9 protein-coding genes are annotated in these 13186 nt (G+C 27.5%); 1 reads left to right on the forward strand and 8 read right to left on the reverse strand.

Features of this window, described 5'->3' with window-relative positions:
• Positions 1 to 25: 25 nt before the first annotated feature.
• The 7 genes from T514_RS0116190 to T514_RS27640 all read right to left on the reverse strand — a co-directional run bounded on the left by T514_RS0116190 (position 26) and on the right by T514_RS27640 (position 10557).
• On the reverse strand, positions 26 to 1204 hold the full coding sequence (locus tag T514_RS0116190) for an SAM-dependent methyltransferase (RefSeq protein ID WP_027625720.1): 1179 nt from the start codon (positions 1202 to 1204) through the stop codon (positions 26 to 28).
• Between the two features lie 453 nt (positions 1205 to 1657).
• Complete coding sequence (locus T514_RS0116195) at positions 1658 to 2263, reverse strand: hypothetical protein (protein WP_027625721.1); 606 nt, start codon at positions 2261 to 2263, stop codon at positions 1658 to 1660.
• Positions 2264 to 2398: 135 nt separating this feature from the next.
• Positions 2399 to 3682, reverse strand: coding sequence for a MerR family transcriptional regulator (locus tag T514_RS0116200; RefSeq protein ID WP_027625722.1), 1284 nt, complete (start codon positions 3680 to 3682; stop codon positions 2399 to 2401).
• 330 nt (positions 3683 to 4012) lie between these two features.
• Positions 4013 to 4666: a hypothetical protein gene (locus tag T514_RS0116205; RefSeq protein ID WP_027625723.1), complete on the reverse strand. Its 654-nt coding sequence runs from the start codon at positions 4664 to 4666 to the stop codon at positions 4013 to 4015.
• Positions 4667 to 4855: 189 nt separating this feature from the next.
• Complete coding sequence (locus T514_RS25840) at positions 4856 to 6400, reverse strand: serine/threonine-protein kinase (protein WP_051542087.1); 1545 nt, start codon at positions 6398 to 6400, stop codon at positions 4856 to 4858.
• A gap of 211 nt (positions 6401 to 6611) precedes the next feature.
• Positions 6612 to 8282: a ribulokinase gene (locus T514_RS0116220; RefSeq protein WP_027625724.1), complete on the reverse strand. Its 1671-nt coding sequence runs from the start codon at positions 8280 to 8282 to the stop codon at positions 6612 to 6614.
• An 82-nt stretch (positions 8283 to 8364) separates the two neighbouring features.
• Complete coding sequence (locus T514_RS27640) at positions 8365 to 10557, reverse strand: iron-containing alcohol dehydrogenase (RefSeq protein ID WP_027625725.1); 2193 nt, start codon at positions 10555 to 10557, stop codon at positions 8365 to 8367.
• A gap of 463 nt (positions 10558 to 11020) precedes the next feature.
• On the opposite strand from T514_RS27640, the gene T514_RS0116230 reads away from it, so the two are divergent.
• Positions 11021 to 12118, forward strand: coding sequence for a LacI family DNA-binding transcriptional regulator (locus T514_RS0116230; RefSeq protein ID WP_027625726.1), 1098 nt, complete (start codon positions 11021 to 11023; stop codon positions 12116 to 12118).
• Between the two features lie 67 nt (positions 12119 to 12185).
• On the opposite strand, the gene T514_RS0116235 is transcribed toward T514_RS0116230, so the two are convergent.
• Entirely contained in the window at positions 12186 to 13040 is an 855-nt protein-coding gene (locus T514_RS0116235; RefSeq protein ID WP_027625727.1) for an AAA family ATPase, read from the reverse strand.
• Positions 13041 to 13186: the final 146 nt, after the last annotated feature.

The following is a 13186-nucleotide window of genomic DNA, read 5'->3' on the forward strand; positions in this document are numbered from 1 at the left end:
AAAGAAAACAAAATGAAAGGCGCATTTATTTATATAAATAGTCTCTTGTTATAGGTAGTTCATTATTTAATCCTTTTGTAAATAAGAATTGATGTACATCTACTACTCCATAATGGAATGAAGCAGCGCAAGAATTTAAATATAGTCTCCACATTCTAATGAATTTTTCATCAAATCCCATTTTTCTAACTTCCTCTAAACAATTTTCAAAGTTTTTAGCCCAACATTCTAAGGTTTTACAATAATGTAGACGTAAGCTTTCCAAATCAACTAAATGCAAATCATTTTCAGGCATATTATAAACTAACTCTCTTATAGATGGTATATATCCACCAGGGAATATGTATTTTTTAATCCATTGATTAACTTCACTCTCTATTTGAGCTGTTATACAATGAAGTAAAGAAACTCCATTTTGTTCTAACAAATTGCTTACAGTATTCAGATAAGTAGGTATATTTTTTTGCCCAACATGCTCTAACATTCCTACACTAATAACTCTGTGAAACTTTTCTCCTGTCCTTATCAGTTCTCTATAATCCATCAATCTAACTTCTACTTGATTTTCAAGATTATTTTCTTTTATTCGTTCATTTACTTTGTCAAATTGTTCATTACTTAAAGTTATTCCAAGTGCTTTAACTCCGCATTCTTTTGCAGCAGTTATTATAAGTTCTCCCCATCCACAACCTATATCTAGTAGCTTTTGTCCTGAATGTAAATCTAATTTTTTTAAAATATGCTCAACTTTATTTAACTGAGCTTGGTATAATGAGTCATCAGATGATTTAAAATAAGAACAAGAATAGCTCATAGTTTTATCTAACCATAATTTATAAAAATCATTACCTAAATCATAGTGATATTGTATATCTTCTTTACTATTTTTTATAGAGTGTGGAGTAATTTTATATAATTTTTCAAATAAAGAAGCTTTATGGAGAAAGCTATCTTTATTCTTATATATAGACTCAATAATTTCTTGAATATTGCCTTTAAAATCTATATCATTATTCATATATGCTTCTCCAAAAGTTAAGAATGGGTCTTTTAAAATATCACTTTTAGATAAATGTTCATTTATTAATATCTTAAATTTTACATCTCCTTCACCAAATTTTTCTATACTACCGTCCCAAAATTGTACTTCAAAAGTATCTGAGAATATACTTTTGAAAAACTTCTTCAAAAATAATTTTTCCATTACTACATATCTCCTTAAGTAATTTTTGTAGAGTTAACCTTCATATTCAGTTGAGGAAATTGCATAATTTTTAAGTTTCATATCTACATTAAAATTTAGTTTTTAATTATAGAATTTCCTCAACTATATATTTATAGTAAATATTATAAAACAAATGTTCAATTTGCATTTTGGGTATAATGGAGAAGAGTTTTAAAGCAAATAGAAGAAAATAATAGCAAACTACTGGTCATACCAATATGGTAATAAAAATCTTAAAATCTCTTTATGCAAAATCTTTTTCCTTTTATATCCATTTGTTTTAATAACTGTAATTATTATACAATGATTGATATTAATTATCAATATCTTTTGGTATTGTTTATAAAATAAAAATACCTTTTGGTTAAATCAAATTTAACCGAAAGGTATAAGCACTTCACTATATTCCATTAATCAATAATATACAATTGTTTATTCATTTAATATTCTTTGAACTATCTCAACTATATAATCACCTTGTACCTTTATATCATAATGATTCTCATAACCACTTACAAACTGATTATGCAATCCATTTATATTTGTTGATATTTCTTTACCATTATTCTTATCATAAATAGTTATAGAAGTTTTATCTGTAATTTTATAGTACTTTATTTCATTTGATTCATTATAAAGATACCAATTTGAAAAATCTTTATCTGTAATTCCTATTTGTTTCATCCTTTCTTTTTTGTCTGCAGTTATCATCTCTAAGTCATCAAAACCTATTACTTTAGTATTCTTATTAATACTCTTTATAGTACCAAAAATAGAGCGGGAAGTTTTTGCTACATCCTGAGGACTAGTCGTCTTTTCCTTGCTTTCTTTAGCTACATTAGTTTTATCTGTATTACTGGTATCTTTTTCTGATTCTTGAGAATTAATAACCTTTTTCTCTTCTTCTGCCATCTTAGTCTCTTCAGTTACATTTGATTTTCCTGTATTAACAGTATCCTTATTTGAGCATCCTACAGCTATTGTAACTAGCATGAATGCAACCACTATTATTACATTTATAATTTTTTTATTTGCCATTACAAATATCACTCCCGGTAAACATTAAAATTTATGTTTATTTGAACTTCATTACCTTTTTATCTTCTAGACACAAACTGCCTATGCTAGTATATTATACTACCATCCCTTTATTAATAAAAAATGAATTTTTTATTAACGATTTTCAATTATTCTCAAAAATCTATCTACATACCTTTTATCAAAATAGCATAATTGATAGTTATCTTTTGAAGATACTTTTTCTACTTTACTAGTACTCATAATCAATTTATCAAATATCTCAAGTTCTAAATAAGTGTCTTCAAATGGGCTATTTGCCTGATAAAAGTTTATTTTCTTCCCATCTTTAAAAGTTACAATATAATAAAAATCTCCTGCACGCCCTGAACTTTCTCTAAAAATTTTAAATGATTTTCCCTCAAATCCAGCCTGAACTTTAGAAATATCATTATAATAATATTTAGTGCCCATTGGATTATAAAAATTATAATCAGTAATTTGATTTCTTGTTACCACAGTAATGCCAGTAATAGCCGCATATAGTAAAACAATGTTTAAAATAATAGTTTTAATAATGTTTTTCTTCAGAAAATCAAACAGCTGAGCTGCCCACTTCCATTCTACATTTTTTACTTTTTTATATAATATTGAAATAAAAATAACCAAAATTTCTATTTCGAAAAATAAAAATATATAACTATAAGGTGGTTTAAACATAAACATTAAATAGTCTCTTGGTACAAATATAACTTGTTGCAACTTTGTAATGCCTGCAAAAATAGCAATAGACAAAACTACTACAAAAACAGTACCTAATAACATAGCACCTGTCCCTTTAATTTTTTTATCTCTTTGTTTCAAAAATTTTCTCCATGTCAATGTAAGAAATATTGTGCTTATTATTGCCAAAATACTGTTTATACCAATAAACTCATAGTTTTTATTATTAATATTCATAAAAAGCCATAAAAGTGGTCCACTAAATATTAAAGTAATAAAAATTTGACTTGATAATGAAGATTGACTGAGTTCCTTCATATCTGCTAAAAACTCAGTAAACTCATCACTTTCAATATATTCAATATCTTTACAGTACTCAGCTAAATCAACATCAGGATTCTTATTTAATTCTTTTAATATTGATTCTATAGTATCTCTTTTACGTTCTAAGTCTAATTCATTTTCATCTAATTCTTTAATTTTATCTTCTAAAATATCCTTCAATAAAGTTTGTCCCTGTTTAATCTCTTTTATTCTAGAAATTGGGACATCCAGCTTACGAAGAATTTTTATTCTTCGTAATTCATTAATATTTTCCTCATCATATTCTCTATAGGCATTAGAATTTCTTTTAACAAAAATTAAGCCTTCGCTTTCATAATAACGAATTGTCTTTGATGATAATCCTGTTAGCAATTCAGCATCTTTTATCTTCATTTTTAGTCTCCTTTATGTAATTAATTTTACATACATTAAACACCTTACAGCTACTGGAATGTCAATAGTCTATTGAAAATTTATTATTTCTAAACTTTATTTTAATCATAAATGTTTTTTATAATTATATCCTACCTCTAGTATTCCTAACAAACACACAAAACCCTTCAATTTCTGCACATTTATTAAAATTTTCTAAAACCATAGTCCGATTGTAAAAACATACTTCAACATTTACTTAAAATTCCCAACTTCTTACTTATTCGCACTTTGTTCATATATTAGCCACTAATTATAAAAAGCTCTGAAGTTATTTCAAAGCTTTTTAAATCATTCTTTAGTTTTATCTTCACTATAATTATCATCAATATCACTTCTTATGTTAGTTGCTATATCAGAAACATTGTTTATTATACGTTTATAAGTATTGCTTAACTGAGTTAGGGAAGTCACCATTCTGTGATTTTTTTTCTTCCTATGTTCCTCTATTTCCTGTGAAATTCTTTTATTTTCTGCTCTAAGTATCCAAGCAATACCTGTAGCTGTTTCATACTGCTTTTGATACTTAATTAAATTTGCTCCTGAAAACTTTATTTTATTATTTTTAATATTTGCTTTTTCCAGTGTTTTTCCTATGATATTAGCAGCATTCTTTAATGAGTCTTTAAATGCATTATCTAATAATGTCATATATTTTTTCGTATCATTTCCATACTTACCAGACGCAATTTCATCTTTAATTTTTTCATATTCTGAAGCATATTTTTCTATAAAATGAACTTTGTTAACATCTCCAAATGAATTTTCGATACGACTCAAAAACTTATGTCCTATTACAGCATCCTTTGATATAACTGAATCGTTTGTGCACTTAAAAACTTCATCATTATACTTTTTTCCCATATCCTTATCTTTAGCTTTATGTTCATTGATATCTGAATTTATTGGGTAGGAAATTATTTTATTAATTTTAATTGAATCCATAGTAATTACCTCTCATTTGTTCAATATACTTTATATATCGAAGAATAAATTTGAACATTTAAGATATAATTTACCATAATTACTAATTTACTTTACTTGTAATCAATTTTATAATCTTTTGAAGGTTGAGGTTTATTGATTCCCTCATGCTTGTTCAATAATAATTGAGTTACATATGAAAATAATTCTTTAATCATCTTTAGACAAGCCTTCAATATCTACATCTAAATTAATATCTTTATTTACATCAGAGCTTAAAACTGTTTTCAATGTATAATGATTTCCTTCAAAATGGAAATCTTTAAAATATAGCTTCAGTTCCTGTTTACTTGAGCTTTTGGGAATTGACATCAAGCTATTTGAATTTGGATTATAGACTTTTGTAGGTGTATTTTTACCATTTACTAAATAAGTTTTACTTATATCTAATTTTAAAGCAGCATCAGCTATGTTTTGAATGCTTAAAATAGCTATAACCCCACTATCCATAATCTCAATGCTAGTTAAAGAAATAGATAGTTTTGAGTTAGAAATGGCTGCAGCAGGATTCAAAACAAATTGTACATTTTTAACCTTATTCTTATCTTTGTGCTTATTCTTATCCTTGCCCTTACCTTTTACATTGTTATCACTAGAACTTAATATGACAGGATTATTAATATCTAAAATTCCATTAACAATATTGTCATTTTCCACAACTTCCTTTGAAGCTTGTACCTTTGGTTCGGTTTTCTCAGCTGCTTTAGGAGCAACAGGAGATTCAGAACATTTTTTATCTGATGCTTTATTATTCATGATCAAAGCTAAAAAAATAACCAAAGCTACTATACAAGCAAGCACTGATATTATGATTAATTTAATTTTCATCCCATGCTTTTTATTCTCTACTAGAACTGTTTTGGTAGTCTCATCATAAAATTCATGTGAATTCATTAACATTGTTTTATTGTATTCTCTATCAGATATAATAGCATTAAGTTCAGACATCATAAGCTTTACATCACTATAGCGGCTTTCAGGATCTATAGCTGAAGCCTTTTGAATAACTTTAACTAAACTCTTAGCTGTATGCTCAGAATAATTCCCCTCAAACATAAGCTCTGTAGGCTGGCTTATAGATTTTCCTGTAAGCATAAAAAACATAGTGGTGCCAAGGGAATAAATGTCCGTTTGAGCATTGGATTGAATATTCACAAGCTGTTCTGGTGCCATATATCCCTTAGACCCTAAAATCATAGTGTCGCCTTCTTGACCTTCCTTATAGATTCGTGCTATTCCAAAGTCAATAAGTACTACCTTGTTGTAAGGCGTTAGCATTATATTAGAGGGCTTTAAATCCCTATATATAATAGGTGGATTAAGGCTGTGAAGGTAATTTAATATGCTACACAGCTGCAATGATATATCTTCCACTAATTCTGAAGACAGCGGACCATTAGCATCTACATACTCCTTTAGTGTCTTCCCTTCAATATAATCCTCAACAATGTATAAATTATCATCTTCATAAAATATATCAATAATTCGTACAATTCCTATATGACTTAAATTCTTTAGTATATTAGGTTCAGCAAGAAAATCCACTTGACTTTTCCAATGGCTATTTACCTCCTTAACTGCCCAAAGATTTCCTAACCTGCTATTCTTGCAGAGGTATACTGTACCCATACCGCCTTGTCCTAAAACCTTTATTATTTCGTATTTTCCATCTAGTATTTGTCCAAGATTTAGCATTTCCTTACCTCCAATTTAAAAAACTTATCTATAAAAATTCTATTATTAATAATGATTTTTTTCTATAGGAAAATTATACACTACTTTATCAAGTTGTGAATGAAGTCTTGATATTATAACAAAAACTGTTTTTCTTCATCATAAGTAGGAATAAGACTCTTATAATCACAAACACCAATATTTTATATATAAAATATTGGTGTTTGTTTTATTATTCATATTTTGCAGTTGCTTTAATCTGTTTTAATCTTTTCATAATATTATTTTCGCCTTTACCAAAATAATCACGAAGATGTAAATATTCTTTATATAAGCTATTATATATGACTACATTTTCTTTAATAGGTTTAAACCCTTTTTTTTTAACTTTGCCTAAATGTCTTGCTATATCATTAGCATTTTTGTATCCAGTAAATTCTCCTTTTGCCGCTGCAATTCCTAAAATAGCACTTCCTAAAGCTCCTGATTGATTAGTATCTATAACTTTTATTTCTTTATTGCACACATCTGAATATATTTGAACTAACATAGGATTTTTTAATGGTATGCCACCTGCAACACATATTTCATTAACTGCTACACCATACTTTTCAAACTGTTCTATAATAGCCCTTGTCCCATAAGCTGTTGCTTCTATTAATGCTCTATAAATTTCTTCTGGTTTTGTTTTTAATGTCATTCCTAATATCATTCCTGTTAAATCGAAATCCATTAAAGTTGACCTTACACCATTAAACCAATCTAATGCTATAAGTCCACTTTCCCCAGCTTTGTAGTTTTCTAACTTTTTATTCAATAACTCAAATTCACTTATTCCTAATTTTTTAGCTTCTTCTTTATAATCATTTGGAAGTGCATTTTCTTTAAACCATGCAAAATGATCTCCTACACAACATTGACCTGCCTCATATCCAAAGTATCCTGGAAGAATGCCATCTTTTACAATACCACATACCCCTGGAATCCCCTTCTCTTTTTTAGATAATAACATATGACAAGAAGATGTCCCCATAATTATAAGCATTTTTCCTGGACCATCTATCTTACTTGCAGCAACTGATGCATGAGCATCTATAATACTGACTCCTATAGGTGTTCTTTCTTTTAATCCTGTTTTATCTGCCATATCCTTTGTTAAATATCCTGCACAATCACCTATTGATTTGATATTAGTTGATAATTTTTGTTGCACAATGTTTTCCATCTTAGAATCCAGCAATTTAAAAAAATTTTTATCTGGATATCCCATTTCATGATGATAAAATGCCTTATAACCTGCAGCACAAGCACTCCTTGTTTCTTCTCCAGTTAAAATCCATATTATCCAATCACAAGCTTCTATTATTCTATCGCTTGCCTCATATATATGAGGCGCTTCCTTTACTATTTGCATTATTTTAGGTATCATCCACTCACTTGAAATCTTACCTCCATATAAAGAAAGCCACTTTTGATTTGTATCTTGGGCAATTTTATAAATCTTATCACAACAATATTGTGCTGAATGATGGTTCCATAACTTTGCATATGCATGTGGTTCATGTTCATATTCCTTTAAACAACAAAGAGGAATCCCTTCTTTTGTTGTAGGTAATATTGTAGAAGATGTAAAATCCACTCCTATTCCAACTATATCTTCATTACTTACTAAATTTTCATTCATAATGCCTTTTAATGTTTCAATTAACCCTATCTCATAATCCTTTGGATGTTGTAAAGCCCAATCAATCCCTAGTTTTTCACCAGTAGGAATACTATCTATCATAACGCCATGCGGATACTCATAGATTTTAGTTAATAATTCCTCACCTGTTTCTATATTAATTAATAATGCCCTAACTGATAATGTTCCAAAATCAATACCTATAGCATATTTCCCCATAACTTTTATACCTCACAAATTTACTTTTTATTTTTATCTGAGTAAATTTCATATTTATAAAAGATTGATATAAGTACCTTTTTTATAAACAAAGTTCTTGTAATACTTTTGTAATATCAGCTAAAGAATTTACAATTATATCTGGCTGGATACTACTTTTACTAATGTCACTCTTTTGTGTTTCTCCACTTAATACTAATATTGATAAAACATCACTATCATTAGTTACTGCTATATCTGTATATAATCTATCTCCAACAATAGCAATTTCATTTTCTTTATACCCAGTTTTTTCAATTATATATTCTAATGTATAATGAGAAGGTTTACCAAAGAATTCTGGAAATCTATTAGTTGAACTTTCAATTAACCTTGCCACAGATCCGCAGTCAGGAATAAGAGTATTCCCTTCCATAGGACAATTTAAATCTGGATTAATTCCTAAATATATTTTTCCATTTCTTATAAAATTACATGCTTTTTCAAGCTTTTCATAAGTAAGGCTTGTATCAAATCCAATTATTACAATATCAGGATTTTCATCATCAAAATTTATATTATATTTTCTAAATTCATCTAGCAAAGATTTTGTTCCAACAACATATACACTTTTTCCTTCATAATTTTCCTTTAAATATTTTATTATAACATGGCTAGAAATCATCATTTGATTAGATTTAATTATTATATTCATATTCTTTAATTTATTTATATAGCTTTCTTGACTCTTTGATGAATTATTTGTAAAAAAATAATACTTCCTATTGGTTTTATTTACCGTTTTTAGAAATTCTGGTGTAAAATCAAATAAATCTTTTCCTAAGTAAATAGTTCCATCCATATCTAAAATAAAACATTTAATATTATTTATCTTTTCCTTTATATATTTATTGTTTAATTCTATATATGAGGTCTGTTCATACTCAAAATAATCTGCTATTTTAGTTGCCATCTTATCCACAATTCCTAAATCCCATAATAATTGCAATAAAGTATAACGATTTCTTACTTCTTTAGCTACTAGTATGCTTTCTTTAATCATTTCATAGTCAACACCTACTTGATTTGGATTAATTGGTGCGTTTAATGATGTTAAAATATCTTCTATCGCTTTAACACTAGGCAATGATTCTTTTATAACCCTTGTAATTTCAGCCCAATGTTCCTCTATTTTCTTAATTCTTTTACCATGAATAACCTTTGAATTTTTCTTTGTTTTACTTTCTAGTTGTATAACTCCATTTGCAGCACAACCATAACTTTCTCTCATCTTTTCTTCCCATGTCTTTTGATCATAACTTCCTACAATTTCTACAGCTTTTTTAAAATCTATTTCTTCCTTTAATAGCATTTCATATAATTTTATAACGGCTACAGTCCCTATACCAACCTTTATTCCATGTAATACTGGTTTTCTTCCCCGAAATAAAAATTTCATTTCCCAGTAGTGTGAAATATGATGTTCACTTCCAGATGCTGGCCTTGAATTTCCAACAAAACTCATAGCAATTCCAGTTCCTATTAAAGCTTCTGTAATATTACTTATTGCCTCTTTTGAACGACACATTACTTTGTCTGCACTTTCAACTACCTTCCTTATAGATCTTTCAACCATTTTAACTATTTCTTTACAATAATATTCTCCATTTATAATATTAGATATCTTCCAGTCACATAGGCAGGTATATTTGCCTAAAATATCACCTAATCCTGCTGTTATCATGTTCATTGGAGCTTTTGACAAAACATTTATATCAGCTATAATGGCTGTTGGAACATGTGTATCATATGTTGTTTTTAAATTATTAACTATAAGTGCTGCTCCAACTGATGCAAATCCGTCCATGGAAGGTGCTGTAGCTACAATAATATAATTTATTTTTAATTTATAACTGATATATTTACACATATCATTAATTGTTCCAGTACCAACTCCAATTATAAGATCATAATTATCTTCCATGGAAAGTTGTATTTTCATTATACTTTCTTCATTGGGTACAACCTCTTCTTTATCTAATACTATCTTATTTATCTTAATATTTGCTAAATAAAATTCCTCTTCAATTTGTTTTCCAGCTGCTGCATATGTATTCTTATCTGCAACCATAAATATTTTCTTGTAAGATTTTTTTTCAATAAACTCAGGTATTTTTTTTATAGCGTCCTCTGATATTTCTACATACTCTAAGGCTGTTTTATGATTTTTTCCACAAGAACAAAAGAAATCATGATGTAAATAATCTGATATAGAATTTATCTCCACATTAATCATTCATAACCATCCTTTGACATGTTTATTTTTTCTATAACATACATATTTATACTTATATTATAAGTATGGCTTAAATTCCATGTCAACCAAGGCACTGACTAGTTTATTAATATGTTAACCACTATAAAGTTAATATTTTGGCTCTTTTAATAAGCATAACTTTTCTTAAAAAATTCTTCTTTTTAAATTTATTAATATTTTAATTTCTTAATATAAATTTTATTTAAGATATATTCTCTTATAAAATACTTCTTATAATAAAACCATCAGTTAAATTTATACAATTAGTTTTAGTCTCTATTATTTTATAACTAATAAATTATAAATTTTATTAATAAATATTAATTGAATTTATTAATAAAACCCATTTATTGAATTAATATTAAATTTATTTATTAATTAACTGTTTGTCTTTTTTATTTCCATTTTGTATACTAAAAGTAAAGGAAAGGAAGTGGTTTGCTTGACATCTTACCGTAAAATAACAACAAAGGATATTGCTGATTATGCTGGTGTTTCACAATCAACTGTTTCTATGGTATTAAATAATAGACCAGACGTTTCTTTTTCTTATGAAACAAGAGAAAAGGTTCTTTACGCAGCAAAAGTTTTAGGATATGAAAAAAATAGTAAAAATAAATTATGCACTGAAAAAGTATTATCTAAACTTATTATAATAATGTGTCCTTCTCTTTCTAATTTATATTATACTATGCTTATACATTCAATTACTGAACAAGCAAACAAATGTGGATATTCTATATTTATAGCTCCTACAATGAGAAATTCTAAACTTGAAAAGCATTATTTAAATATGTATTCAGGATTTAAGGTAGCAGGAATTATTTATTTATATCAATCTACTTTAATATCTCAAATAAAGGAACTGTCTTCCTCAACTCCTATTGTTTTAATTAGCGATAAAAATGAAAGCCTCAATTTAGATTCTGTTGAGTTAAACAGTCATAAAACAGGATATATTATAGGAGAACATATCTTATCACTTGGACATAAAAAAGTGGCTTATGTTTCTACTCCATTACTTCAACATGAAATTCCTAGAATTCAAAGGCTTAATGGGTTGAAAAAAAGTTTTTTGGATCATAATGTTGATATTAATAATATTATAGTAAGAAATGAAGATTTGAAAAACGTTACCAAATATCCATTAGATAAAACTGAATACTTAACAGGTTACAATTTAACTAAACAATTATTAAATGAAAGAAAAGACATGACAGCTTTTATTGGTACTAATGATATGGTTGCTATTGGAATTATTGATGCTTTATCAGAAATGAAATATAAAATTCCAAATGATTTTTCAGTTTGTGGATTCGATAATACTTTATTGTCCTCCTTGCATAAAATATCCTTAACCACTATAGATCATGCTATAGAAGACAAAGGAGGGGAAGCTGTTAATATTATATTGAAAAAATTAAATAGTAAATCCTACTCAAATACACAAAATAGATCTTGTATTATGAGACTTGAATATGAACCTTTTTTAGTCCAAAGAAATAGTACTAGTATTGCACGAACTATAGATATTTCTTAAATAATCTTCCGCTACTCTAAAATTTTTAGCGGAAGATTAGCGGAAAGTACTACTTTTTTACACAACCTCAAAACTCATTTTCATATCTTTTGAAAAATTCATAATATGTACGCACATTTTCCAATTCTGTCCACTTTTTCACATCAACTGGATCTTCATCAAGATCATATATCTTTGCTCCACGCATAGCAAGCAGAAATGGCGAATGTGTTGATATAATAAATTGACATCCTAAAAATCGTGCAGAATCCTCAATAAATTTCATTAATTCCATCTGACGTTTTGGAGAAAGGCTATTTTCAGGTTCATCCAATATATATAGGCCATTTTCACCAATTTTTTCGATAAAATATCGAAATGCACTTTCTCCATTTGAATACTCTCTCACATTATCCATCAATTCATTTCTCACAAACCGTGATTGCGTTTTACTTCTAGCAGTATTCACTTTTTTTAGTTGCTCATAATCTGCTATAGATTTCATTTGGAAACGAGAATATTTCGCATCCAAATATTCTTCAAAAAGTTTTTCTCGTTTTTGGTCAATTCCTTCGTTGAGGTTACGGATATTCAACATATAATCAAATACATCATCACTTGTTATAATTCTGCTATTTTTAGGTATATCCTCTTTAAGCTGCATCTTACACATATTAATATAGTCCGAATAGAAATTAGATTTATTATAAATAGAATCTCGATTAACTTCTGTCTTTTCTGCTATCACATTTAATGCCGTTGATTTTCCTGAACCATTCCCACCATATAAAATGGTAACTGGCTCAAAATCAATTCTTTCAAAACCATGTTTTGATAGTATCTTAAATGGATAAAAGGAATCATAGCATGTTCTTTTTTCCTCTATTAAAAAATCAAATTCCATATCATCATTTGGAAATGTAAAAACATTTAAATAAACCATTATCATCTTCCTCATCATAACATTATATGGGTAATCTTCCTATAATATTATACTTAAAATACATGATACCATGCAAGTTAAACTCTAATGTATCAAAGTGAAAATAAGTTAAGAGGAGCCCTAAAATATATAAATTTTCTAATTTA

The organism is Clostridium lundense DSM 17049 (genome assembly GCF_000619945.1).
GTDB classification, from domain to species: Bacteria; Bacillota; Clostridia; order Clostridiales; family Clostridiaceae; genus Clostridium_AO; species Clostridium_AO lundense.

Bases quoted from the DNA above. Each gene is read 5' to 3' on its own strand.
- T514_RS0116195 (WP_027625721.1), bottom strand. From the start codon at position 2,263: ATGGCAAATAAAAAAATTATAAATGTAATAATAGTGGTTGCATTCATG.
- T514_RS0116200 (WP_027625722.1), bottom strand. From the start codon at position 3,682: ATGAAGATAAAAGATGCTGAATTGCTAACAGGATTATCATCAAAGACA.
- T514_RS0116190 (WP_027625720.1), bottom strand. From the start codon at position 1,204: ATGGAAAAATTATTTTTGAAGAAGTTTTTCAAAAGTATATTCTCAGAT.
- T514_RS0116235 (WP_027625727.1), bottom strand. From the start codon at position 13,040: ATGGTTTATTTAAATGTTTTTACATTTCCAAATGATGATATGGAATTT.
- T514_RS25840 (WP_051542087.1), bottom strand. From the start codon at position 6,400: ATGCTAAATCTTGGACAAATACTAGATGGAAAATACGAAATAATAAAG.
- T514_RS27640 (WP_027625725.1), bottom strand. From the start codon at position 10,557: ATGATTAATGTGGAGATAAATTCTATATCAGATTATTTACATCATGAT.
- T514_RS0116205 (WP_027625723.1), bottom strand. From the start codon at position 4,666: ATGGATTCAATTAAAATTAATAAAATAATTTCCTACCCAATAAATTCA.
- T514_RS0116220 (WP_027625724.1), bottom strand. From the start codon at position 8,282: ATGGGGAAATATGCTATAGGTATTGATTTTGGAACATTATCAGTTAGG.